Origin of the sequence: Streptomyces sp. NPDC005728 (genome assembly GCF_040630895.1) — a bacterium.
Classification (GTDB): domain Bacteria; phylum Actinomycetota; class Actinomycetes; order Streptomycetales; family Streptomycetaceae; genus Streptomyces.
Window position 1 is genome coordinate 1 of sequence record NZ_JBEXYL010000017.1, and the last position, 23,965, is coordinate 23,965.

A 23,965-nucleotide genomic window follows, 5' to 3' on the forward strand; every position below is an offset into this window, starting at 1 on the left:
CCCACCGGGTGGCCGCCCCTCACTCATGTCCGTCAGCCCTGCTGCCCCGAAGGCCTGCGCAGCGTCGGCCGGGCCGCCACCGCGCGCGCCCTGAGCGCCGCCCATCGGGCCGACACCGCCCACAGCACCTGCACGGCCGACCGTGGCGCGAACAGCGCCCGCAGCCGCGTTCGCCTGCGCACCGTGCCGTTCAGCGCGGCGATCACCCGGCGCACATCCTCGGCCAGGCCCGCCACCGGGCGCGGCCGGGGCGCGTACAGCACCTGCTCCAGCGCGTCCGCCACCCGGTGCACCGCGGTCCCGGCGGCCGGGTCGAGATGCCCCAGCCGGACGATCCGGGCGGCCGCCTTGCGCGGAGTCTGCGACTCGTCCGGCAGGATGCCGACGTCCCAGGCACTGTCGGTCAGCTCCTGCCAGACCGCCAGCGTGTGCGCCGCCGCGCCCTCCTCGGTCCGCGGGTGCCCGCCGAGCCGCACGGACCGCAGGCGGGTCCGCCACAGCATCGGCGCCAGCGGGATCGCCAGGACGGCCAGGGCGCCGAGCCCGATCAGCGGGAACCACAGCAGGCGCCACAGGTCGCCCCCACCGCCGGGGGCCGCCACCGCGGCCGACGGGCTGTCGCACGCCTCGAGCTTGCGCAGCTGGGCCGTGCAGCTCTCGCTCGGCGAGGCCGTCGGCGAGGGCGCCGTGGACGACCCGCGGGACGGCAGGGCCTCGTCCGGCCGGGAGCTGCCGGGCGTGTCCGACTGGGTGTACGACGGCGTGGTGCCCCGGGTCGGGGTCGGCTCGAAGCGGGTCCAGCCCACGCCCTCGAAGTACAGCTCGGGCCAGGCGTGCGCGTCCTTCAGGCTCACCGAGACCGTGCCGTCCGCCTGCGGGGTGCCGGGGGCGAAGCCGACCGCCACCCGGGCCGGGATGCCCAGCGTGCGGGCCATCGCCGCCATCGCGAAGGAGAAGTGGACGCAGAAGCCCTGTTTCTTCTCCAGGAAGGTCGCGATCGCGCCCGGACCGCGGCCGACCTCCACCTGGGTGTCGTACTGGAAGCCGCCGGACACCGCGAAGTAGTCCTGGAGCTTGACCGCCTCCTCGTAGTGGCTCGACGAGCCCGCGGTGATCTCCTTGGCGGTCCGGGTCACCACCTTCGGCAGCTTGGCCGGCACCTTGGTGTACTCGCGCTTCAGGGCCGCCGGCGGCTGGGGAGCCGCCGCCAGCTGCTCGGCCGTCGGCTGCACGTCCAGGCTGTTCACCTGGTAGGTCGCGCCGCGCGTGTTCTGCCCGTGGTCGCCGACGAGCGTCATGCCGACGGGCTCGTACCGCCAGTTGCCGCTGACGCGCACTCCGCTCGGCGGGTACGGCATCGGCAGCCAGTCCTGGGCGTACCAGTCCGCCGCCGTGATCGTCGTCTTCACGGTGGTGCGCTTGATGTCCGTCCCCAGGCCGACAGGCGTCGGGAAGACGTCCGGAAGGCCGACGATGTGGCGCTGGGACGGCTTCCAGGTCGTGCCGTCGAAGTCGTCCAGGGAGACGATCCGCAGGTACATGTCGGAGAGGTTGCCGGCGCTGGTCTTCAGGGACAGCACCCGGCGGTCGTTCTCCACGTTCAGGCTGTCGCGCAGCGACACCAGGGGGTTGACCGCGGAGATCGTGCCGCCGTTCCCGTTGCCCACGCCGACGCCCGCGCCCGCTGTGTCCAGCAGCCCGCCCTGGATCGTGAACAAGGGGAGGGCCGGCACCAGCACGGCGACACCGAGCGCCACCACGCCGATCCGGCGTCCGGTGCGCACCGGGGCCACCGCGCCGCCCTCAGGGCCGCCCGGGTTGCGGGGCGCGCCGCCGAAGACCCGGCCCCACTGGGCCAGCCGGTCCCGGCTCTCGGCGAGCAGCAGCATCAGATAGCCGGCCGCCGCGAACAGGAACCACACCCAGTCGGTGCCGTCGTCGGACAGCCCCGCGGCCACCGAGTACAGCGCGAGCAGCGGGAGTCCGGCCGGGGCCGCGCTGCGGAAGGTCACCGCGAGGGTGTCCACCAGCAGGCCGATCACCAGCACACCGCCGATCAGCATCAGCTTGATGCCGTCGGTGAGCGGTGCCGGTATCGCGTACCGGCTGACGTCGTCCGAACCCTGCTGGAACAGCTCGGCGAAGTGCTGGAAGGTGTCCGGACCGGGGATGATCCCGACGATCGCCTGCTGCCGGGCGAAGACCAGGGTCAGCAGCATCAGGGTGACCAGGGCCTGCGCCGCGACGGTCAGCGGCCGCGCCAGCGGCACCCGCCGGGCCGCCGCGCCCACCCCGGTCTGCACGGCGACCAGCAGCACCGTCTGAAACAGCCACGTGGGCTGCTCGACCAGGGGCAACAGCGCACACGCGGCCATCAGCGTGGCCGCGGCGGCGCACAGGGCCAGTCGTGCCCGCCCGCTCATCCCAGTGCCTCCCCGCTCACGGTGGTCAGGCCCGAGCGTTCCCGGTCCGCCTGCCGCCACAGATCGTTCAGCGAGGCGCCGCGCGGCACGCTCAGCGCCGTCCAGCCTGCCTCGCGCAGCATGCGCAGCCGCTCCGCGTGCCGGTCGCCCGGGCCCGGCACGTCGGTCGCCTCGCGCACCCACGTGTCCGGGTCGAGCACGAAGGCGACCGCGGCGCCGCTGCGCTGGCGCATCCTGGCGACCACGGCCGCCTGCCCCTCGTCGAGATCGCCGAGGAAGGCGACCAGCAGCCCCTCGTTGCCGCCGCGCAGCACGTCGTACGCCCGGGACAGGCCCGTGCCGTCGGAGTGGTCGATCACCGCGAGGGTGTCCATCATCAGCCCGGCCGCGTCCGCGCCCTCCTGGCCGGTGCCCGCGAACCCGTCGGCGCCCTCGCCGGGCACGGAGCTGCCGCCGTCCGTCAGCAGGCGCACCGTGTAGCCCCGTTCGAGCATGTGGACCAGGACCGATGCGGTGCCGGAGACGGCCCACTCGAAGGCCGAGTCGGGGCCCGCGCCCTCGTAGCCGATGGCCCGGGTGTCCAGCAGGACCGTGCAGCGCGAGCGCCGCGGCTGCTCCTCCCGGCGCACCATCAGCTCGCCGTAGCGCGCGGTGGAGCGCCAGTGCACGCGGCGCAGGTCGTCGCCGTAGCGGTATCCGCGCGGGATCACGTCGTCCTCGCCGGCCAGGGCCAGCGAGCGCTGCTGTCCGTCGCCGTACCCCTTGGCCTCGCCGCTGAGCCGGCCCGGCGCCAACGGCTCCACGCGCGGGATGACGGTCAGGGTGTCGAACGTCGAGAAGGACCGGGTCAGTTCGCACATCCCGAACGGGTCGGTCAGGCGCAGCTGGAGCGGGCCGAGCGGATAGCGGCCGCGCAGGTCGGAGCGGACCCGGTAGGACACCTCGCGGCGGCCGCCCGGCTCCACCCGGTCCAGGACGAAGCGCGGCCGGGGACCGAGGACGTAGGGCACCCGGTCCTGGAGCATCAGCAGGCCGGTGGGCAGCCGGGAGACGTTGTCCATCCGCAGATGCACCCGGGCCTCGCTGCCGGCGGGCACGCGCGCGGGGGAGAGCCGGCGGTTGGCGGCCACCCGGTAGCGCGTGCGATAGAGCACGGCCGTGCAGAGCAGCGGCAGCACGGCCAGCAGCAGGCCGACCCGCAGCAGGTCGCTCTGGCCCAGCACATACGCGCAGATCGCGGCCGCGATCCCGGCTGCCAGGAAGGACCGTCCGCGGGTGGTGAGTCCCGCGAGGGCTGTGCGGACCCCGCCCGCCTCCCCGCGGTCGGCCTCCGCCTGCCCCGTCCCCCCGGCGCTCATCACAGACCCCGCGGGGGCTGCGGGGGATAGGCCGGCATGCCCCGGCCCAGACCGCCGAAGCCGCTCTGCTGCTGGGGCGCCGCGGGCACGGGAGTGTGCTGCAGGATCTCCAGCACCACCTGTTCGGCCGTACGACGGTTGAGCTGCGCCTGGGCGTTGGGCAGCAGCCGGTGGGCGAGGACGGCGACGGCGAGCGCCTGGACGTCGTCCGGCAGCGCGTACTCCCGGCCGCTGAGGGCGGCGGACGCCTTGGCCGCGCGCAGCAGGTGCAGCGTCGCGCGCGGGGAGGCGCCGAGTCTGAGGTCGGGGTGGGTGCGCGTGGCCGAGACCAGCTCGACCGCGTACCGCCGCACCGCTTCGGAGACGTGCACCCCGCGCACCGCCTCGATGAGCTTCACGATCTCGTGCGCGTGCGCCACCGGCTGGAGGTCCTCCAGCGGGGAGACCCCGCCGTGCACGTCCAGCATCTGCAGCTCGGCCTCGACGCTCGGGTAGCCGACGGAGACCCGGGCCATGAAGCGGTCACGCTGCGCCTCGGGCAGCGGATAGGTGCCCTCCATCTCGACCGGGTTCTGCGTGGCCACCACCATGAAGGGGCTGGGCAGTTCGTAGGTCTGCCCGTCGATGGTGACCTGCCGCTCCTCCATGGACTCCAGCAGCGCCGACTGGGTCTTGGGCGAGGCACGGTTGATCTCGTCGCCGATCACGATCTGCGCGAAGATGGCGCCCGGCTTGAACTCGAAGTCCCGGCGCTGCTGGTCCCAGATGGACACGCCGGTGATGTCCGACGGCAGCAGGTCGGGCGTGAATTGGATGCGCCGCACGGAGCAGTCGATCGACCGCGCCAGCGTCTTGGCGAGCATGGTCTTGCCCACCCCGGGGACATCCTCGATCAACAGGTGTCCCTCGGCGAGCAGTACGGTCAATGAAAGCCGTACGACCTCGGGCTTGCCCTCGATCACACTCTCCACCGAACTGCGGACACGCTCCACAGTGGCGGTCAGATCAGTGAGGCTCGCTCGATCGTCATAGGTCGTCACCCGGCCCTCCTCGGCCCGTTCTTACTCGGGCCGACGCTCTGCGATGCGAAACCGGCCCACCCCGAAAACACGGACACCGCGTGGAAAAGGTTCCACGCGACGCCCACACCCCGCATTCTTGCTGCCGTTACCGATTCGTGTCACTCGCCTGTGGACAACTGCCCGCACGATGTCGGTCTTGCGGCCTTTTCGACCACCTTTTCGATGCCGTGCGGCGGAATGGTTGCGCAGGGCGGGGTGTTCGTGGCGGGCCGGTGACCCGGTCGAGCCGAGGCCGGGCTCCGTTCAGGCCGGGTCGATCTCGCGCAGCAGGCCCGTGCGCACGTCGAAGACGAAGCCCCGCACCTCGTCGGTGTGCAGCAGGAACGGCGAGGTGCGCACCCGCTGCATGGACTGGCGTACGTCCTGGTCGACGTCCCGGAAGGACTCCACCGCCCATGCCGGGCGCTGGCCGACCTCCATCTCCAGCTCGGTGCGGAAGTCCTCGGTGAGGGCTTCCAGACCGCAGCCGGTGTGGTGGATCAGGACGATGCTGCGGGTGCCGAGCTTGCGCTGGCTGATGGTGAGGGAGCGGATGACGTCGTCGGTGACCACACCGCCCGCGTTGCGGATGGTGTGGCAGTCGCCGAGCTCCAGGCCGAGCGCGGCGTGCAGGTCGAGACGGGCGTCCATGCAGGCCACCACGGCCACGTGCAGGACGGGACGCGCGTCCATGCCGGGATCGGTGAAGGCGGTGGCGTACCGCTCGTTGGCCTCCACCAAGCGGTCTGTCACGGTGCCGCCGCTGGTTATGGCGCCTTCGGATCCAGTGGGAACTGCTGCGGAAGTCGTCATAGCCAAGACGTTACTGGTCACCTCTGATCCCGGCCTGCTGTGAGAGGGGACAAAGAACGTCATCGTGGCTTGTTGTGAGCTAACCCACACGGAGGGCAAACAGGGTCTGGGCGGGTGAATCCGCTCGAATTGCGGCTCCGGCCGGGAAGCGGTACGCGACGCGCAGGCCGGTTGATTGACCGCGAGACACGGTGGACTAAAGTGACGCGAAGCGGGAGGCGCGGCTCTCCCTGCTGGTGAAACTCCCGGAGACCCCGGCACACACCCGGACCGTCTCCCCACGTGCGCGGCGCGTACGTACGGCTCGGCCTCCTCCCGCTCCCGGTCGGCTGACGCTTTCGGCGCCGGCAGGCCTCCCCTTCACCGAGCGGGCGGGGACCCGGCGGTGCGTGCGGCCCGCCGGAACTGAGAGGCCCCCTTGAGCCAGAGTCGACACGTCCCGGTGATGCTCCAGCGGTGCCTGGACCTGCTGGCACCCGCCCTGGAGCGGCCGGGAGCGGTGGTCGTCGACTGCACCCTCGGCCTCGGCGGCCACAGCGAGGCGCTGCTGACGCGGTTCCCCGAGGTCCGGCTCGTCGCCCTCGACCGGGACAAGGAGGCGCTGCGCCTGTCCGGTGAGCGGCTCGCGCCCTTCGGCGAGCGGGCCACCCTGGTGCACGCCGTCTACGACGAGCTGCCCGACGTACTGAAGCGGCTCGGCCTCCCGCGCGTCGAAGGCGTCCTGTTCGACCTCGGCGTCTCCTCCATGCAGCTCGACGAGGCGGACCGCGGCTTCGCCTACGCCCAGGACGCCCCCCTCGACATGCGTATGGACCAGACGACCGGCATCAGCGCCGCCGAGGTCCTCAACACCTATCCGGCGGGCGAGCTGGTGCGGATCCTGCGCGCGTACGGCGAGGAGAAGCAGGCCAAGCGGATCGTCTCGGCGATCGTGCGCGAGCGCGAGAAGGAGCCGTTCAGCAACAGTGCACGGCTCGTCGAGCTGATCCGGGACTCGCTGCCGCAGGCCGCCAAGCGCACCGGGGGCAATCCGGCCAAGCGCACCTTCCAGGCGCTGCGCATCGAGGTCAACGGCGAGCTGTCCGTCCTGGAGCGGGCGATTCCGGCCGCGGTGAAGGCCCTCGGCGTCGGCGGACGCATCGCCGTGCTGTCGTACCACTCGCTCGAGGACCGGCTGGTGAAGCAGGTGTTCGCGGCCGGGGCCGCGAACACGGCGCCGCCCGGGCTGCCGGTCGTGCCCGAGCGCTACCAGCCGCGGCTCAAGCTGCTCACGCGCGGTGCCGAACTTCCCACCGAGGAAGAGGTCGCCGAGAACCGCAGGGCCGCCCCGGCCCGGCTGCGGGGTGCCGAGCGCATCAGGGAGGACGCCGAGTGAGCGAATCGGGTCGGTTGGGTTTCTGGACTCACGGGTCGGTGTGCCGGAGCCACCGGAGGCCCAGTGAGTAGGAATCCCGAACTGAAGGGGCGGGCCGCCCGGCTCGCCCGGCTCTTCCCGGCCGGCCGCGCCCGCGCGGCCCGCACCCCGTTCGTCCTGCTCGTCGTCCTGCTGCTCGGGGGCGGCCTCATCGGGCTGCTGGTGCTGAACTCCGCGCTCAGCGAAGGCTCGTTCAAACTCGACGCCCTGCAGAAGCGGACGAAGACCCTCACCGACGAGGAGCAGTCGCTCCAGCGGGACATCGACGCCTACTCGTCGCCCGACGCCCTCCAGCGCCGCGCCCGGGAACTCGGCATGGTCCCCGGCGGCGACCCGGCCTTCCTCGGGCCCGACGGCACCATCAAGGGCGTACCGAGCCCCGCCGGCCCCCAGCCCGCGTCCCTTTCCGGGCCGGTCGCCCCCGAGGCCATCGTTCCGGCCCCCGGCCCCTCCGTGCCCCTCGCGCCGTCCCTTTCGCCCGCCCCCTCGTCCCCGTCGGGCGCGCCGACGCAGCCCCCCGCCGCCTCCATCCCCTCGGCTCCGGCCCCGGTGACCGCTCCGGATGCGGCGGTGGCGCCGCTCTCCACCCTCCAGCCCGCCCCCACCCCGACCCCCGGCAGGTGACGGAAGTGTCCGACAGGGAACCGCCGCGCCGCCGTGTGCCCGGCCCCGCGAAGCCTCCCCGGCCGAGGGGAGCCGTCCGGCGGCAGCCCGGGCCCGGTGCCCGTCCGGCCCGCCGGCCGAGCGGTGTCCGGCCCATGCCTCCGCCGCCCCTGCGGCTCGGCAGTCCTCGCCCCCGGCTGCGCATGGTCGGCCTCGCGCTCACCCTGGTGCTGCTCGCCTTCGTCGTGCGGCTCCTCCAGGTCCAGGCCGTCGAGGCCAGTGCGTACGCCGCCAAGGCCGAGCAGAACCGGTACGTCGTGCACACCCTGGCCGCCGAGCGCGGCGGGATCACCGACCGCAACGGCGTGGCCCTCGCCATCAGCGAGGACGCGTACGACATCACGGCCGACCCGACGATGTTCACCGCCAAGCAGCTGAAGGCCGACGACGGACCGGAGCAGGCCGCTGCGCTGCTCGCGCCGATCCTCGGCCAGGACCAGGCCACGATCGTCCGGAAGCTCGAGCCCGAGAACAAGCTGTCGCGCTACACCCGGCTCGCCACCCGCCAGACCCCGCAGGTCTGGAAGCAGATCAAGGACCTGAAGGCCGCGCTCTCCAAGAAGGCCGAGACCGACAAGAAGACGGTCAACGTGCTCGCCGGCGTCTTCGCCGACCCGAGCAGCCAGCGCGTGTACCCCAACGGCGACCTCGCCGCCGGGATGCTGGGCTGGGTCAACGCCGACGGCCGGGGCGGCGGCGGCATCGAGCAGGAGCTGGACAAGCAACTGGCCGGCAAGGACGGCAAACTCCGCTACGCCCAGTCCGGCGGCCGCGAGGTGCCGACGGCGGGGTCGACGGAGACGCCTGCGGTGCCCGGCAGCGACGTCGAACTCACCATCGACCGCGACATCCAGTGGGCCGCCCAGAACGCCATCACCGAGCAGGTGAGGAAGTCCAAGGCGGACCGCGGCTACGTCATCGTCCAGGACACCCGCACCGGCGAGATCCTGGCCATGGCCAACTCGCCCGGCTTCGACCCGAACGACCTGTCGAAGGCCGACGGGTCGGCCATGGGCAACGCGGCCGTCCAGGACGCCTACGAGCCCGGCTCCACCGCCAAGGTGATGTCGATGGCGGCGGTGCTGGAGGCGAACGCGGCCACCCCGCTCACCCACGTCGTCGTACCGAACCGGCTGCACCGCGGCGACCGGCTCTTCCAGGACGATGTCGACCACTCCACCTGGTACCTCACCCTCAACGGTGTGCTCGCCAAGTCCAGCAACATCGGCACCATCCTCGCCACCGGCCAGCTCGGCAGGACCCAGGCGGCGGCCAACAAGGTCCTCTACTCGTACCTGCACAAGTTCGGCATCGGCAGCTCCACCGGGCTCGGCTTCCCCGGGGAGACCCGGGGCATCCTCGCGCCCGCCGGCAAATGGTCGACGTCGCAGCAGTACACGATTCCTTTCGGCCAGGGCTTCTCCCTCAGCGCCATGCAGGCCGCCTCCGTGTACTCGACCATCGCCAACGGCGGTGTCCGCGTCGAGCCGACCCTGGTGCGCGGCACCCAGGGCGCCGACGGCCGCTTCACCCCTGCCCGGCAGCCCGAGAAGACCCGCGTGGTCAGTGCGAAGACGGCCAGGACCGTGGCCCAGATGCTGGAGTCCGTCGTGGACGACGAGCAGGGCACCGGCATCAAGGCCCGCATCCCCGGCTACCGGGTCGCGGGCAAGACCGGCACGGCCAACCGCGTGGATCCGGCCACCGGCCGCTACCACGGCTACACCTCGTCGTTCGCCGGGTTCGCGCCCGCGGACAACCCGCGGATCACCGTCTACTGCGCGATCCAGAACGCCACGTCCGGCAGCTACTACGGCGGCCAGATCTGCGGACCCATCTACAAGCAGGTGATGGAGTTCGCCCTGAAGACCCTCCAGGTCCCGCCGACCGGGGCGAAGCCCGCGAACCTGCCCGTCGACTACAAGCCCTGATCAGCCCTGCCCCGCACCACCGGAAGACCACCAGGAACGAGCCCGTGAGAACGATCACCCCCGATTCCGGGAACCAAGGCGCCGCAGAGCCCTCACTTCGCTCCGGAGCGGGTGCGCCCGGTACGCTCACCGCCGTGCCACACGCTGATCAGTCCCAAACCACCCAGAAGGGCGCTTCCGTGACATATCCGGGACCGCCGCGACCGGTTCAGGTCTCCGCCACACCCCTCGCGGAACTGGCCGATCAGCTGGGTGCCGCCGCTCCGGCCGACGCCGCCGAGGTCACGGGGATCACCCACGACTCGCGCGCCGTCCGCCCCGGTGACCTGTACGCCGCCCTCCCGGGTGCCCGGCTGCACGGCGCCGACTTCGTCACCCAGGCCGCCGGCCTCGGCGCGGTCGCCGTGCTGACCGACCCGACGGGCGCCGAGCGCGCCGCCGCGACCGGACTGCCGGTCCTGGTCGTGGCCGACCCGCGCGCGCGGATGGGCGAACTGGCGGCGACGATCTACGGCCGCCCCGGCCGCGATCTGCTCCAGATCGGCATCACCGGCACCTCCGGCAAGACCACCACCGCCTACCTGGTCGAGGGCGGCCTGAAAACCACCCGCAACACCGGACTCATCGGCACCGTCGAGATGCGCATCGGCGAGGAGCGCATCAAGTCCGAGCGCACCACCCCCGAAGCCACGGACCTGCAGGCCCTGTTCGCCGTCATGCGCGAGCGCGGCGTCGAGGCGGTCGCCATGGAGGTCTCCAGCCACGCGCTGGTCCTCGGCCGGGTCGACGGCTGTGTCTTCGACATCGCCGTGTTCACCAACCTCAGCCCGGAACACATGGAGTTCCACTCCGACATGGAGGACTACTACCGGGCCAAGGCAGAGCTGTTCACCCCCGAACGCAGCAGACTCGGCGTGATCAACGTCGACGACGAGTACGGCCGCCGGCTCGCCCGGGAGGCGACCGTCCCGGTCGTCACCTTCTCCGCCGAGGGCCACCCGGACGCCGACTGGCGCGCCGAGGACGTGCAGGTCGGCCCCATGGACTCCACGTTCACCGTCATCGGCCCCGAGGGCGAGCGCATCCACGCCAGGTCGCCGCTGGCGGGCCCCTTCAACGTGGCCAATTCCCTCGCGGCCGTCGTCGCCCTCGCCGCGGCCGGCCTCGACCCGCAGACCGCCGCCGACGGCATCGCCGCCGTACCGGGCGTCCCCGGCCGCCTGGAGCGTGTGGACGCGGGGCAGCCCTACCTCGCGGTCGTCGACTACGCGCACAAGACCGACGCCGTCGAGTCGGTGCTCAAGGCGCTGCGCAAGGTCACCAAGGGCCGCCTGCACGTCGTCCTCGGCTGCGGCGGCGACCGCGACCGGACCAAGCGCGTCCCGATGGGCGCCGCCGCGGCCCGGCTCGCCGACACGGCCGTACTGACATCGGACAACCCCCGCTCCGAGGACCCCCTCGCGATCCTCGCGACCATGCTCCAGGGCGCGGCCTCCGTGCCCGCGCACGAGCGCGGCGAGGTGCTCCTCTTCGAGGACCGGGCCGCCGCGATCGCCGCGGCCGTGGGCCGCGCCGCGCCCGGCGACACCGTGCTGGTCGCGGGCAAGGGCCACGAGCAGGGCCAGGACATCGCCGGCGTGGTCCGTCCCTTCGACGACCGCCAGGTGCTTCGCGAAGCTATCCAGAAGACCCAGGGATGAACTTGTGATCGCCCTCTCCCTCGCCGAGATCGCAGCAGTCGTCGGCGGGCAGACGCACGACATACCGGATCCGTCCGTCCAGGTCACCGGGCCGGTCGTCCGGGACTCCCGAGAGGTGGTGCCGGGCAGCCTCTTCGCCGCCTTCGTCGGCGAACGCGTCGACGGCCACGACTACGCCCGGGCCGTCGTGGCAGCGGGTGCCGTCGCCGTGCTGGCGTCCCGGCCCGTCGGCGTGCCCGCGATCGTCGTGGAGGACGTGCAGACCGCCCTCGGCGCCCTCGCCCGCCATGTCGTAAGACGGCTCGGCGCGACCCTCGTCGCCCTGACCGGCTCCGCCGGCAAGACCAGCACCAAGGACCTCATCGCCCAGGTGCTCCAGCGCAAGGCGCCGACCGTGTTCACGCCCGGCTCGCTCAACAACGAGATCGGACTGCCGCTGACCGCCCTGTCCGCCACCGAGGAGACGAAGTTCCTCGTGCTGGAGATGGGCGCCCGCGGCATCGGCCACATCCGCTACCTCGCCGACCTCACCCCGCCGAGGATCGGCCTGGTGCTCAACGTCGGCACCGCCCACATCGGCGAGTTCGGAGGCCGTGAGCAGATCGCGCAGGCCAAGGGCGAACTGGTGGAGGCGCTGCCCGCGGCGGAGGACGGCGGGGCCGCCGTCCTCAACGCCGACGACCCGTTGGTCCGTGCCATGGCCTCCCGTACCAAGGCGAAGGTGGTCCTTTTCGGAGAGTCGGCCGAAGCGGACGTACGCGCCGAGAACGTGCGACTCACGGACAGCGGACAGCCCGCCTTCAGACTTCACACACCCTCCGGTGCATGCGATGTGACCATGCGCCTGTACGGTGAGCACCACGTGTCGAACGCGCTCGCCGCGGCCGCCGTCGCCCATGAGCTGGGCATGTCCGCGGAAGAGATCGCGCTCGCGCTCTCCGAGGCGGGCTCCCTCTCCCGCTGGCGGATGGAGGTCACCGAGCGCCCGGACGGCGTGACCATCGTCAACGACGCCTACAACGCCAACCCCGAGTCCATGCGGGCCGCCCTCAGGGCGCTCGCGGCCATGGGCAAGGGGCGCCGCACGTGGGCGGTGCTCGGCAAGATGGCCGAGCTGGGGGACGAGGCGCTCGCCGAGCACGACGCCGTCGGACGGCTCGCCGTCCGGCTCAACGTCAGCAAGCTCGTCGCGGTCGGGGGGATTGAGGCTTCCTGGCTGCAACTGGGCGCATATAACGAGGGTTCGTGGGGTGAGGAGTCGGTGCACGTGTCCGACGCACAGGCGGCGGTCGACCTGTTGCGCAGCGAGTTGCGCCCAGGGGACGTCGTGCTCGTGAAGGCGTCCCGTTCGGTGGGGCTCGAAAGCGTCGCCCAGGCGCTCGTCGAGACCGGCGCCGAGGGTGAGGTTGCCGCCCGATGATGAAGCAGATCCTGTTCTCAGGAGTCATTGGCCTCTTCCTGACGCTGATCGGCACTCCGCTGCTGATCAAGCTCCTCGCCCGCAAGGGCTACGGCCAGTACATCCGTGACGACGGTCCGCGCGAGCACGCCAGCAAGCGCGGTACGCCGACCATGGGCGGTATCGCCTTCATCCTGGCGACGATCGCCGCGTACTTCCTGAGCAAGCTCATCACCGGCTACCCCCCGACCTACTCCGGAGTGCTGGTCCTCGGCCTGATGTTCGGCATGGGTCTGGTCGGCTTCCTCGACGACTACATCAAGATCGTCAAGCGGCGTTCGCTGGGCCTGCGGGCCAAGGCGAAGATGGCCGGCCAGCTGATCGTCGGCATCTCCTTCGCGGTGCTGTCGCTGATGTTCGCCGACGCGCGCGGCAACACCCCGGCCTCCACCAAGCTGTCGTTCATCACCGACTTCGGCTGGACGATCGGCCCGGTGCTGTTCGTCGTCTGGGCGCTGTTCATGATCCTCGCGATGTCGAACGGCGTGAACCTGACCGACGGTCTGGACGGTCTGGCCACCGGTGCCTCCGTGCTCGTCTTCGGCGCCTACACGTTCATCGGCGTCTGGCAGTTCCAGGAGTCCTGCGCCAACGCGCAGACGCTGACCAACCCGGCCGCCTGTTACGAGGTGCGCGACCCGCTCGACCTCGCGGTGATCGCCTCCGCGCTGATGGGTGCCTGCCTGGGCTTCCTGTGGTGGAACACCTCGCCGGCGAAGATCTTCATGGGTGACACCGGCTCGCTCGCCCTCGGTGGTGTCCTCACCGGCCTGGCCATCCTCTCCCGCACGGAGCTGCTGGTGGCCATCATGGGCGGCCTCTTCGTCCTCATCACCATGTCGGTCGTCATCCAGGTCGGCTCCTTCCGGCTCACCGGCAGGCGCGTCTTCCGGATGGCGCCACTCCAGCACCACTTCGAACTCAAGGGCTGGTCCGAAGTCCTGGTGGTGGTCCGCTTCTGGATCATCCAGGGAATCTGTGTGATCGTCGGACTGGGCCTCTTCTATGCGGGATGGGCAGCGGACAAGTGACCTCCTCGGTGCCTTCTGGGTTCTCCGACTTCCAGGGCAAGCACGTCACCGTCGCCGGGCTCGGCGTCTCCGGCGTCCCGGCGGCGAAGGTGCTGCACGCGCGCGGGGCGATCGTCACGGTCGTCAACGACGGCGACGACGCACGCGCGCGTGAGCAGGCCGCGGAGCTGGAGGCGCTCGGCATCACCGTGCGCCTGGGCGACGGAGCGACCCTGCCCGAGGGCACCGAGCTGATCGTCACCGCGCCCGGCTGGAAGCCGGACAAGCCGCTGTTCCTGGCGGCAGAACAGGCGGGCGTGCCCGTCTGGGGCGACGTGGAGCTGGCCTGGCGCCTACGGGACCCCGACGCGGCCCCCTGGCTGGCCGTGACCGGCACCAACGGCAAGACCACCACCGTCCAGATGCTGGCGTCGATCCTGAAGGCCGCCGGCCTGCGCACGGCCGCCGTCGGCAACATCGGCGTCTCCCTGCTGGACGCGGTCCTCGGCGAGGAGTCCTACGACGTCCTCGCCGTGGAGCTGTCCAGCTACCAGCTGCACTGGGCGCCCTCCCTGCGCGCCCACTCCGCGGTCGTGCTGAACCTCGCCCCGGACCACCTCGACTGGCACGGCTCGATGGAGGCCTACGCCGCCGACAAGGGCCGTATCTACGAGGGCAATCGGGTCGCCTGCGTCTACAACGTGGCCGACAAGCTCACCGAGGACCTGGTGCGCGAGGCGGACGTGGAGGAGGGCTGCCGGGCCATCGGCTTCACCCTCGGCACCCCGGGGCCCTCGCAACTCGGCATCGTGGACGGCATCCTGGTCGACCGCGCCTTCGTGGAGAACCGGCACAAGAACGCCCAGGAACTCGCCGAGGTCTCGGACGTCAACCCGCCGGCCCCGCACAACATCGCCAACGCCCTTGCCGCAGCGGCCCTCGCGCGCGCCTTCGGGGTGCCCGCCACGGCCGTACGTGACGGCCTCAGGGCCTTCACGCCGGACGCCCACCGCATCGCGCACGTCGCCGACATCGACGGCGTCGCGTACGTGGACGACTCCAAGGCGACCAATACCCATGCGACGGAAGCCTCGTTGGCGGCATATGAGTCGATCGTATGGATTGCGGGTGGTCTGGCGAAGGGTGCCACCTTCGACGAACTGGTCGCCAAGTCGGCAAAGCGACTTCGCGGCGCCGTCCTGATCGGCACCGATCGTGCCCTGATCCGCGAGGCCCTCGCGCGACACGCCCCGGAAGTACCCGTCGTCGACCTCGAACGGACCGACACTGGGGCGATGCTCCAGGCGGTGACGGAGGCGAAGCGGCTCGCGCAGCCCGGCGACACGGTGCTGCTGGCTCCGGCCTGTGCCTCCATGGACATGTTCACCAACTACAACCAGCGCGGTGACGCGTTCGCGGAGGCGGTCCGCGAACTCGGCGCCTGACCCCGGCCGCCTGCCGGGCGGATCTTGGGAGGGACGCGTGGGACGGTCGACGTTCAGTGGAGGCGTTGATGCCCGGTAGCCGTACCGGCCGGCCGCCCGTGCAGCGGGCGTCCCGGCGTCCGGCCGCCCCCCGGCCGTCGCGCGAGAAGGCCGTACTGCGGTTCTACCTGCGCGCGCAGAAGGCGTGGGACCGCCCGCTGACCGCCTACTACCTGATCCTCGGCGGCAGCCTGCTGATCACCGTGCTGGGCCTGGTGATGGTCTACTCGGCCTCCCAGATCACCGCGCTGCAGCTGTCGCTGCCGGGGTCGTACTTCTTCCGCAAGCAGTTTCTCGCCGCGGTCATCGGCAGTGCACTGCTGTTCGTCGCCTCCCGGATGCCGGTGAAGCTGCACCGGGCGCTGGCCTACCCGATCCTCGCCGGAGCCGTCTTCCTGATGGCCCTGGTGCAGGTGCCCGGGATAGGGGTGTCGATCAACGGCAACCAGAACTGGATCTCCCTCGGCGGCTCCTTCCAGATCCAGCCCAGCGAGTTCGGCAAGCTCGCCCTGGTGCTGTGGGGCGCGGACCTGATGGCCCGCAAGCAGGAGAAGAAGCTGCTGACCCAGTGGAAGCACATGCTGGTGCCGCTGGTGCCGGTCTGCTTCCTGCTGCTGGGCCTGATCATGCTCGGCGGCGACATGGGCACCGCGATCATCCTCACGGCGATCCTGTTCGGCGTGCTGTGGCTCGCGGGGGCACCGACCCGGCTGTTCGCCGGGGTGCTGTCGATCGCCGGTCTGATCGGTGGGGTCCTCATCAAGACCAGCCCGAACCGGATGGCCCGGCTCGCCTGCATCGGCGCCACCGAGCCCAAGGCGGGCGTGGCCGACTGCTGGCAGGCAGTGCACGGCATCTACGCTCTCGCCTCCGGCGGAATCTTCGGATCCGGCCTCGGTGCGAGTGTGGAAAAATGGGGCCAACTACCGGAGGCGCACACCGACTTCATCTTCGCCGTCACCGGTGAGGAACTGGGTCTGGCGGGGACGCTGTCGGTGCTCGCCCTGTTCGCGGCTCTAGGCTATGCGGGTATCCGCGTGGCCGGACGCACGGAGGACCCCTTCGTGAGGTACGCCGCGGGAGGTGTGACCACCTGGATCACCGCCCAGGCGGTGATCAACATCGGTGCGGTGCTCGGCCTGCTGCCGATCGCCGGCGTCCCCCTCCCGCTGTTCTCCTACGGAGGGTCCGCCCTGCTGCCGACCATGTTCGCCATCGGGTTGCTGATCGCCTTCGCGCGCGACGAGCCCGCTGCGCGGGCGGCGCTTGCGATGCGGCAACCTCGGTTTGGTAGAAAGCGGGCTGGAGGTCCCGGTGCCGAGCGGGGGCCTCGGAGATGGAACACGATGCGACGGCGCGCCTCGGCGGCGCGCTCGTCCGGAGAGCGGTGAATTTCGGTGCATGTCGTACTCGCTGGTGGGGGGACCGCCGGCCACATCGAGCCCGCGCTCGCCCTCGCGGACGCCCTGCGGAGGCAGGACCCGACCGTGGGGATCACGGCCCTGGGCACGGAGCGAGGCCTTGAGACCCGGCTCGTTCCCGAGCGCGGCTACGAGCTGGCGCTGATCCCCGCGGTGCCGCTGCCCCGCAAACCCACGCCCGAGCTGATCACCGTCCCGGGCCGGCTGCGCGGCACGATCAAGGCCGCGGAGCAGATCCTGGAGCGCACCAAGGCGGACGCCGTGGTCGGTTTCGGCGGCTACGTCGCCCTGCCCGGCTACCTCGCCGCCAAGCGCCTCGGCGTGCCGATCGTGATCCACGAGGCCAACGCGCGGCCCGGCCTGGCCAACAAGATCGGCTCGCGGTACGCGGCCCGGGTCGCGGTCTCCACCCCGGACAGCAAGCTGCGCGACGCCCGCTACATCGGCATCCCGCTGCGCCGCTCCATCGCCACCCTGGACCGCGCCGCCGTCCGGCCCGAGGCCCGCGCCCGCTTCGGCCTCGACCCGAACCTGCCCACGCTGCTCGTCTCCGGCGGCTCCCAGGGTGCCCGCCGCCTCAACGAGGTGGTCCAGCAGGTCGCCCCGTGGCTCCAGCAGGCCGGGATCCAGATCCTGCACGCGGTCGGCCCGAAGAACGAACTGCCGCAGGTGCACCAGATGCCGGGAATGCCCCCCTACATCCCGGTAGGTTACCTGGACCGGATGGACCTCGCGTACGCCGCGGCCGACATGATGCTCTGCCGCGCGGGCGCGATGACCGTCGCCGAACTCTCCGCCGTCGGGCTCCCGGCCGCCTACGTCCCGCTGCCCATCGGCAACGGCGAACAGCGGCTGAACGCCCAGCCGGTGGTCAAGGCCGGCGGCGGGCTCCTCGTCGACGACGCGGAACTCACGCCCGAGTGGGTGCAGCAGAACGTCCTGCCCGTGCTCGCCGACCCGCACCGGCTGTACGAGATGTCCCGCGCCGCCGGCGAGTTCGGCCGCCGGGACGCCGACGAGCTGCTCGTCGGCATGGTGTACGAGGCGATCGCCTCGCGCCGTTAGGACCGTATGACGAAAGGGCAGTGAGCGTGGCCGGACCGACGACCGCCGAGCGCGGTGAACGCCAGCAGGAGTCGTCCGGCCCGCCGCCCGCGCGGCGGTTGAGGAAACCCCGCCTTCGTACGATCGTCATTCTGGGTGTCGTCCTGGTACTCCTCGGAGCCGGTTCCGTTTGGGTGTTGTACGGCTCCGCCTGGACGCGCGTGGAGCGCGTCTCGGTCTCCGGCACCTTGGTACTGACCCCCGCCGACGTACGCGAGGCCGCCTCCGTTCCGGTCGGCGCACCGCTGGTTTCCGTCGACACGGAGGGCATCGAAGCCCGACTCCGTCGGAAATTGCCCCGAATTGACACTGTTGATGTCGTGCGTTCCTGGCCCCATGGAATCGGCCTGAAAGTGACCGAGCGCACGCCGGTGCTGCTCGTCCGGAAAGCCGGGAACTTCATCGAAGTCGACGACGAAGGCGTCCGTTTCGCTACGGTTTCGCAGGCGCCGAAAGGCGTTCCGGCACTGGAATTGACCGCTTCTCGGTCGGGTTCCGGTGCCGCGAGCTTCCGGCGCTTCGGCACCGACCGGCTGGTGCGGGAGGCGGTCCGGGTCGCCGGCGATCTGCCGGCCGCGGTCGCCCGGGACACCCGGACCGTCCAAGTCCGCTCCTTCGACGCCATCTCCCTGGAGTTGGCCGACGGCCGCGTGGTGGGGTGGGGCAGCAGCGAGAACGGCCGCGCCAAGGCACGAGCCCTCACAGCACTCATGAAAGCAGCTCCCGGCGCCCGGCACTTCGACGTCAGCGTCCCCACCGCCCCTGCGTCATCGGGGAGTTGACGCACATCAGCGCAGGCCAGCACCCTGGTTGGGCACTGCTACGGCTGATCACATAGGGTGAAAAGAAAAACGGGAGGTTCGGCGTGTTCGTTGAACGGGCGCCACTTGTCGACTTAGTGTCCTGTTCAGAAGACTCCAGGGAACAGACACACTGGTAACCCTAAACTTCAGGGTTAGGGTTCGGGTCGGCGTTCGGACCGTCCCATTCGGCATCCGTCGTCCCGGTGCGGGGAACCGCTCGGAGGCGACAACGTAATTCGAGGCGAGAGGCCTTCGACGTGGCAGCACCGCAGAACTACCTCGCAGTCATCAAGGTCATCGGTGTCGGCGGCGGTGGTGTCAATGCCATCAACCGGATGATCGAGGTCGGACTCAAGGGCGTCGAGTTCATTGCCATCAACACCGACGCACAGGCGCTGTTGATGAGCGACGCCGACGTCAAGCTCGACGTCGGCCGCGAACTCACCCGTGGACTCGGCGCCGGAGCCAACCCGGCCGTCGGCCGCAAGGCCGCCGAGGACCACCGCGAGGAGATCGAGGAGGTCCTCAAGGGGGCCGACATGGTCTTCGTGACGGCCGGTGAAGGCGGCGGCACCGGCACCGGCGGCGCACCCGTCGTGGCCAACATCGCACGCTCCCTGGGCGCCCTCACCATCGGCGTGGTGACGCGCCCGTTCACCTTCGAGGGACGACGCCGCGCGAACCAGGCCGAGGACGGCATCGCGGAGCTGCGTGAAGAGGTCGACACCCTCATCGTCATCCCGAACGACCGGCTGCTGTCCATCTCGGACCGCCAGGTCTCGGTCCTCGACGCCTTCAAGTCGGCCGACCAGGTCCTGCTCTCCGGTGTCCAGGGCATCACCGACCTCATCACCACGCCCGGCCTGATCAACCTCGACTTCGCCGACGTGAAGTCGGTCATGTCCGAGGCCGGTTCGGCCCTCATGGGCATCGGCTCGGCCCGCGGTGACGACCGTGCGGTGGCCGCGGCCGAGATGGCGATCTCCTCGCCGCTGCTGGAGGCGTCCATCGACGGCGCCCGGGGCGTCCTGCTCTCCATCTCCGGCGGTTCCGACCTCGGTCTGTTCGAGATCAACGAGGCGGCCCAGCTGGTCAGCGAGGCCGCACACCCCGAAGCCAACATCATCTTCGGCGCCGTCATCGACGACGCCCTCGGCGACGAGGTCCGGGTCACCGTGATCGCGGCCGGCTTCGACGGCGGCCAGCCCCCGGCCCGCCGGGACAACGTCCTCGGCTCGGCCTCCGCCTCGTCCGCGCCCCGCCGTGAGGAGCCCGCTCCGGTGCGGCAGCCGGAGAGCCGCCCGTCCTTCGGCTCGCTCGGCAGCGTGACCCCGAAGGAGGAGCCGGAGCCGGCGCCCGAGCCGGTGGCCGACGTCCCGGCCGCCCCGCCGGTCCCGTCGTCGCGGACCTACGCGGACAGCGCGGCCGAGGAACTGGATGTCCCGGACTTCCTGAAGTGATAGGACAGCGCGAGAGCGTGAGCGGCGCGCACTTCGCCTTCACCGACCGGTGGGGCGGGGTGAGCGCCGCTCCGTATGAGGAGCTCAACCTCGGCGGTGCGGTCGGCGACGATCCCGGATCGGTACGGGCCAACCGGGAGCTGGCGGCGAAGTCGCTCGGGCTGGACGCGGACCGGGTCGTCTGGATGAACCAGGTGCACGGCGCCGACGTGGTCGTCGTGGACGAACCGTGGGACGACCGGCCCGTACCGGAGGTCGACGCGATCGTCACCGCCCGCCGGGGACTCGCCCTCGCCGTCCTCACCGCCGACTGCGTACCGGTTCTGCTGGCCGACCCCGCCGCCGGGATCGTCGCCGCGGCGCACGCGGGGCGGCCGGGGATGGTCAAGGGGGTCGTCGCCGCCGCCGTACGGGCCATGACCGAACTCGGCGCCGAGGCGGGCCGGATCGTCGCCCGCACCGGACCGGCCGTCTGCGGCCGGTGCTACGAAGTGCCGGAGCAGATGCGCGCCGACGTGGCCGCCGTCGAGCCGGCCGCGCACGCCGAAACGAGCTGGGGTACGCCCGCGGTCGACGTGAGCGCCGGAGTGCATGCGCAGCTCGGCCGGCTCGGGGTGTGCGACCGGGCGCACTCGCCGGTGTGCACGCTGGAGTCGGGCGACCACTTCTCGTACCGCCGCGACCGCACCACCGGGCGGCTCGCGAGCTATGTCTGGCTGGACTGATGGGGCATGACGGACCGTAAGACCGAACTCGCCGCAAACCTGGCGAATGTGGAACGGCGCATCGCCGCCGCGTGTGCGGCGGCGGGGCGCAAGCGGGAGGAGGTGACCCTGATCGTGGTCACCAAGACCTACCCGGCGAGCGATGTGCGGATTTTGTCGGAACTCGGTGTGCGCCATGTCGCCGAGAACCGAGACCAGGACGCGGCCCCGAAGGCCGCCGCTTGCGCGGATCTGCCCCTCAAATGGCATTTTGTCGGTCAATTGCAGACCAACAAAGTGCGTTCCGTGGTCGGTTACGCGGATGTGGTGCAGTCCGTGGACCGTGCGCGACTCGTCACGGCGCTGTCCAACGAGGCCGTCCGGGCGGAGCGCGAGGTCGGGTGTCTCATCCAGGTCGCGCTCGACGCCGGTGAAAGCGAGCGGGGCGAGCGCGGTGGCGTAGCGCCCGGCGGAATCGAAGAGTTGGCCGGGATCGTGGCGCAGGCTCCGGGACTGCGGCTCGACGGACTGATGACCGTCGCCCCGCTCGCCGGGGAGTACGCGGGGCACGAACAGGCGGCATTCGAGCGGCTCATGGATTTGTCGACTGACCTGCGCCGGGCCCATCCGGCTGCAACCATGGTGTCGGCAGGGATGAGTGCGGACCTCGAACAGGCCGTGGCCGCCGGGGCGACACATGTGCGCGTCGGCACCGCGGTACTCGGAGTCCGCCCCAGGCTCGGGTAACGTCGCCAGGAAGTCGGACCACAGCAGAAAATATGGTCAGTGCCTGTACAAGGCGGGCGCAACGACCTCGTGGATCGCGGGCACTTGGCAGTCGTCAGTCGATCCACCACAGAGCGGAGGACTCAGAGCATGGCCGGCGCGATGCGCAAGATGGCGGTCTACCTCGGCCTCGTGGAGGACGATGGGTACGACGGCCGCGGATTCGACCCCGACGACGACTTCGAGCCCGAGCTGGACCCGGAGCCCGAGCGGGACCACCGACGGCACGAATCGTCACACCAGTCACACGCCGCACATCAGTCCCAAAGGGACGAAGAGGTGCGAATCGTGCAACCGCCCGCGCCGCGCGAACCCGTGGCCCGTTCGACTTCGCTCGCCGCGGAATCCGGGCGTCCGGCGCGCATCGCGCCCGTGGCATCCATCACACAAGAACGTCAGTCCCTGGAGAAGAACGCACCGGTGATCATGCCCAAGGTCGTGTCTGAACGAGAGCCGTACCGGATCACCACGCTTCACCCCCGGACCTACAACGAGGCCCGTACCATCGGGGAACACTTCCGCGAGGGCACTCCGGTGATCATGAATCTGACTGAGATGGACGACACAGATGCGAAGCGACTTGTCGACTTTGCGGCTGGTTTGGTGTTTGGTCTTCACGGCAGTATCGAGCGGGTGACGCAGAAGGTGTTCCTGTTGTCTCCTGCTAACGTCGATGTCACGGCGGAGGACAAGGCCCGCATCGCAGAGGGCGGGTTCTTCAACCAGAGCTGAGACGTACCACCGGAAAGAAGCATGGGACAGGGGAGAGGGAAAGCCAGGCCATGAGCGTGTTCGCGCAGGTGATCTACATCGCGCTGATGGTGTTCCTCGTCGTGCTGATTTTCCGGCTGGTCATGGACTACGTCTTCCAGTTCGCCCGCTCGTGGCAACCCGGCAAGGCGATGGTGGTCGTCCTGGAGGCCACCTACACTGTCACCGATCCACCGCTGAAGCTTCTGCGGCGGTTCATTCCGCCGCTGCGTCTCGGGGGCGTGGCGCTCGACCTGTCCTTCTTCGTACTGATGATCATCGTCTATATCCTCATCGCCGTTGCGCGGAGCTTCCTGTGATGAGGGCGGACGATACGGTCTTGCCGACTGCCGATGACTACGTTGAGGTGAAGAGATGCCGTTGACCCCCGAGGACGTGCGGAACAAGCAGTTCACGACCGTCCGCCTCCGAGAAGGCTATGACGAGGACGAGGTCGATGCCTTCCTCGACGAGGTCGAAGCCGAACTGACCCGTCTGCTCCGGGAGAACGAGGACCTGCGCGCCAAGCTGGCCGCGGCCACGCGTGCGGCTGCCCAGAATCAGCAGAACATGCGCAAGCCTCCGGAGCAGGACCAGCAGGGCATGCCTCAGCAGGGCATGCCGCCGCAGGGAATGCCTCAGCAGGGGATGCGAGGTCCCGGCGCTCCGGTGCCCGCCGGCATATCGGGCCCGCCGCAGCAGCAGATGGGTGGCCCCATGGGTGGCCCGCCCCAGCTGCCGAGCGGCGCCCCGCAGCTGCCCGCCGGGCCCGGCGGGCAGGGCGGCCCGCAGGGTCCCGGTCCGATGGGCCAGGGTCCGATGGGCCAGGGTCCGATGGGTCAGGGTCCGATGGGTCAGGGCCCCATGGGCGGTCAGCCGCCCATGCCGCAGCAGATGGGTGGCCCGATGGGCGGCCCCATGGGCGGTCCGATGGGCGGCCCCGGTCAGGGCCCTGGTGGCGACAGCGCCGCCCGAGTCCTCTCGCTGGCTCAGCAGACCGCCGACCAGGCGATCGCCGAGGCCCGCTCCGAGGCCAACAAGATCGTCGGCGAGGCCCGCAGCCGCGCCGAGGGTCTGGAGCGTGACGCACGTGCCAAGGCCGACGCTCTCGAGCGGGACGCGCAGGAGAAGCACCGCGTCGCCATGGGCTCCCTGGAGTCCGCGCGCGCCACGCTGGAGCGCAAGGTCGAGGACCTGCGCGGCTTCGAGCGCGAGTACCGCACGCGTCTGAAGTCGTACCTGGAGTCGCAGCTGCGCCAGCTGGAGACACAGGCCGACGACTCCCTGGCTCCGCCGCGGACCCCGGCCGCCGCGTCCCTCCCGCCGTCCCCGGCGCCCTCCATGGCTCCGGCCGGCGCGGGTGCCCCGTCCTACGGTGGCAACCAGACGATGGGCGGCGGCCCTGCGCCGTCCGCCCCGTCCTACGGTGGCCAGCAGCAGATGACCCCCGCGATGACCCAGCCCATGGCTCCGGTCCGTCCGCAGGGTCCGTCCCCGATGGGCCAGGCGCCCTCGCCGATGCGCGGGTTCCTGATCGACGAGGACGACAACTGACGGGCCGCGGACACTAGTACGACAACGGCGTCGGCAGCGTTCAGGGCGGGGCCCCGGATTTCGATCC

At 71.0% G+C, this 23,965-nt stretch carries 20 protein-coding genes; 16 read left to right on the forward strand and 4 right to left on the reverse strand.

Annotated elements, in window-relative coordinates; genetic code table 11:
• Positions 1-32: 32 nt before the first annotated feature.
• From ABZ471_RS14320 to ABZ471_RS14335, 4 genes are all read right to left on the reverse strand, one after another.
• Positions 33-2,423 carry a DUF3488 and transglutaminase-like domain-containing protein gene (locus ABZ471_RS14320; protein WP_359066098.1) on the reverse strand — a complete coding sequence of 797 codons (2,391 nt, stop codon included), beginning with the start codon at positions 2,421-2,423 and terminating at the stop codon, positions 33-35.
• Positions 2,420-3,781: a DUF58 domain-containing protein gene (locus tag ABZ471_RS14325; protein ID WP_359066100.1), complete on the reverse strand. Its 1,362-nt coding sequence runs from the start codon at positions 3,779-3,781 to the stop codon at positions 2,420-2,422. The genes ABZ471_RS14320 and ABZ471_RS14325 overlap by 4 nt, the downstream gene beginning before the upstream one ends.
• On the reverse strand, positions 3,781-4,821 hold the full coding sequence (locus tag ABZ471_RS14330) for a MoxR family ATPase (protein ID WP_359066102.1): 1,041 nt from the start codon (positions 4,819-4,821) through the stop codon (positions 3,781-3,783). The genes ABZ471_RS14325 and ABZ471_RS14330 overlap by 1 nt, the downstream gene beginning before the upstream one ends.
• A 285-nt stretch (positions 4,822-5,106) precedes the next feature.
• Positions 5,107-5,718 (reverse strand): carbonic anhydrase, encoded by a 612-nt coding sequence (locus ABZ471_RS14335; RefSeq protein WP_359066104.1) that lies wholly within the window; start codon positions 5,716-5,718, stop codon positions 5,107-5,109.
• 355 nt (positions 5,719-6,073) lie between these two features.
• Here ABZ471_RS14335 and rsmH point away from each other — a divergent pair, with 355 nt between their 5' ends.
• The 16 genes from rsmH to ABZ471_RS14415 all read left to right on the forward strand — a co-directional run bounded on the left by rsmH (position 6,074) and on the right by ABZ471_RS14415 (position 23,898).
• A complete protein-coding gene (gene rsmH, locus ABZ471_RS14340; protein ID WP_359066106.1) occupies positions 6,074-7,030 on the forward strand; it encodes a 16S rRNA (cytosine(1402)-N(4))-methyltransferase RsmH in 957 nt (318 codons plus the stop codon).
• A gap of 63 nt (positions 7,031-7,093) precedes the next feature.
• Entirely contained in the window at positions 7,094-7,693 is a 600-nt protein-coding gene (locus tag ABZ471_RS14345; protein WP_359066109.1) for a septum formation initiator family protein, read from the forward strand.
• 5 nt (positions 7,694-7,698) lie between these two features.
• Positions 7,699-9,663 (forward strand): penicillin-binding protein 2, encoded by a 1,965-nt coding sequence (locus ABZ471_RS14350; RefSeq protein ID WP_359066110.1) that lies wholly within the window; start codon positions 7,699-7,701, stop codon positions 9,661-9,663.
• 179 nt (positions 9,664-9,842) lie between these two features.
• Positions 9,843-11,363: a UDP-N-acetylmuramoyl-L-alanyl-D-glutamate--2,6-diaminopimelate ligase gene (locus tag ABZ471_RS14355; RefSeq protein WP_359066112.1), complete on the forward strand. Its 1,521-nt coding sequence runs from the start codon at positions 9,843-9,845 to the stop codon at positions 11,361-11,363.
• A 4-nt stretch (positions 11,364-11,367) separates the two neighbouring features.
• Positions 11,368-12,783, forward strand: coding sequence for a UDP-N-acetylmuramoyl-tripeptide--D-alanyl-D-alanine ligase (gene murF / locus ABZ471_RS14360; RefSeq protein WP_359066114.1), 1,416 nt, complete (start codon positions 11,368-11,370; stop codon positions 12,781-12,783).
• The gene (gene mraY, locus ABZ471_RS14365) at positions 12,780-13,853 is read left to right on the forward strand and encodes a phospho-N-acetylmuramoyl-pentapeptide-transferase (RefSeq protein WP_359066116.1); all 1,074 of its coding nucleotides are present in this window, start codon (positions 12,780-12,782) and stop codon (positions 13,851-13,853) included. Before murF ends, mraY begins: the two co-directional genes overlap by 4 nt.
• The gene (murD, locus tag ABZ471_RS14370) at positions 13,835-15,277 is read left to right on the forward strand and encodes a UDP-N-acetylmuramoyl-L-alanine--D-glutamate ligase (RefSeq protein ID WP_359066118.1); all 1,443 of its coding nucleotides are present in this window, start codon (positions 13,835-13,837) and stop codon (positions 15,275-15,277) included. Before mraY ends, murD begins: the two co-directional genes overlap by 19 nt.
• Before the next feature lie 68 nt (positions 15,278-15,345).
• The gene (gene ftsW, locus ABZ471_RS14375; RefSeq protein ID WP_359066120.1) at positions 15,346-16,707 is read left to right on the forward strand and encodes a putative lipid II flippase FtsW; all 1,362 of its coding nucleotides are present in this window, start codon (positions 15,346-15,348) and stop codon (positions 16,705-16,707) included.
• Positions 16,708-16,713: 6 nt separating this feature from the next.
• Positions 16,714-17,802 (forward strand): undecaprenyldiphospho-muramoylpentapeptide beta-N-acetylglucosaminyltransferase, encoded by a 1,089-nt coding sequence (gene murG, locus ABZ471_RS14380; RefSeq protein ID WP_359066122.1) that lies wholly within the window; start codon positions 16,714-16,716, stop codon positions 17,800-17,802.
• Between the two features lie 26 nt (positions 17,803-17,828).
• The gene (locus ABZ471_RS14385) at positions 17,829-18,623 is read left to right on the forward strand and encodes an FtsQ-type POTRA domain-containing protein (protein WP_359066124.1); all 795 of its coding nucleotides are present in this window, start codon (positions 17,829-17,831) and stop codon (positions 18,621-18,623) included.
• A 278-nt stretch (positions 18,624-18,901) separates the two neighbouring features.
• Positions 18,902-20,104 carry a cell division protein FtsZ gene (ftsZ, locus tag ABZ471_RS14390; RefSeq protein ID WP_359066126.1) on the forward strand — a complete coding sequence of 401 codons (1,203 nt, stop codon included), beginning with the start codon at positions 18,902-18,904 and terminating at the stop codon, positions 20,102-20,104.
• Positions 20,101-20,829, forward strand: coding sequence for a peptidoglycan editing factor PgeF (pgeF, locus tag ABZ471_RS14395; protein WP_359066128.1), 729 nt, complete (start codon positions 20,101-20,103; stop codon positions 20,827-20,829). The genes ftsZ and pgeF overlap by 4 nt, the downstream gene beginning before the upstream one ends.
• A 6-nt stretch (positions 20,830-20,835) precedes the next feature.
• Positions 20,836-21,555 carry a YggS family pyridoxal phosphate-dependent enzyme gene (locus tag ABZ471_RS14400; protein WP_359066130.1) on the forward strand — a complete coding sequence of 240 codons (720 nt, stop codon included), beginning with the start codon at positions 20,836-20,838 and terminating at the stop codon, positions 21,553-21,555.
• A 129-nt stretch (positions 21,556-21,684) separates the two neighbouring features.
• The gene (gene sepF / locus ABZ471_RS14405; protein WP_359066132.1) at positions 21,685-22,326 is read left to right on the forward strand and encodes a cell division protein SepF; all 642 of its coding nucleotides are present in this window, start codon (positions 21,685-21,687) and stop codon (positions 22,324-22,326) included.
• A 50-nt stretch (positions 22,327-22,376) separates the two neighbouring features.
• Positions 22,377-22,664, forward strand: a complete 288-nt coding sequence (locus ABZ471_RS14410; protein ID WP_359066134.1) for a YggT family protein — start codon at positions 22,377-22,379, stop codon at positions 22,662-22,664.
• Between the two features lie 55 nt (positions 22,665-22,719).
• A complete protein-coding gene (locus ABZ471_RS14415; protein WP_359066136.1) occupies positions 22,720-23,898 on the forward strand; it encodes a DivIVA domain-containing protein in 1,179 nt (392 codons plus the stop codon).
• Positions 23,899-23,965: the final 67 nt, after the last annotated feature.

What these genes read in the sequence shown, in the direction of transcription:
- ftsW (WP_359066120.1), top strand. Translation starts at nt 15,346, where the DNA reads ATGCCCGGTAGCCGTACCGGCCGGCCGCCCGTGCAGCGGGCGTCCCGG.
- mraY (WP_359066116.1), top strand. Translation starts at nt 12,780, where the DNA reads ATGATGAAGCAGATCCTGTTCTCAGGAGTCATTGGCCTCTTCCTGACG.
- ABZ471_RS14335 (WP_359066104.1), bottom strand. Translation starts at nt 5,718, where the DNA reads ATGACGTTCTTTGTCCCCTCTCACAGCAGGCCGGGATCAGAGGTGACC.
- murD (WP_359066118.1), top strand. Translation starts at nt 13,835, where the DNA reads ATGGGCAGCGGACAAGTGACCTCCTCGGTGCCTTCTGGGTTCTCCGAC.
- sepF (WP_359066132.1), top strand. Translation starts at nt 21,685, where the DNA reads ATGGCCGGCGCGATGCGCAAGATGGCGGTCTACCTCGGCCTCGTGGAG.
- ABZ471_RS14325 (WP_359066100.1), bottom strand. Translation starts at nt 3,781, where the DNA reads ATGAGCGCCGGGGGGACGGGGCAGGCGGAGGCCGACCGCGGGGAGGCG.
- ABZ471_RS14415 (WP_359066136.1), top strand. Translation starts at nt 22,720, where the DNA reads ATGCCGTTGACCCCCGAGGACGTGCGGAACAAGCAGTTCACGACCGTC.
- ABZ471_RS14410 (WP_359066134.1), top strand. Translation starts at nt 22,377, where the DNA reads ATGAGCGTGTTCGCGCAGGTGATCTACATCGCGCTGATGGTGTTCCTC.
- ABZ471_RS14400 (WP_359066130.1), top strand. Translation starts at nt 20,836, where the DNA reads ATGACGGACCGTAAGACCGAACTCGCCGCAAACCTGGCGAATGTGGAA.
- ABZ471_RS14320 (WP_359066098.1), bottom strand. Translation starts at nt 2,423, where the DNA reads ATGAGCGGGCGGGCACGACTGGCCCTGTGCGCCGCCGCGGCCACGCTG.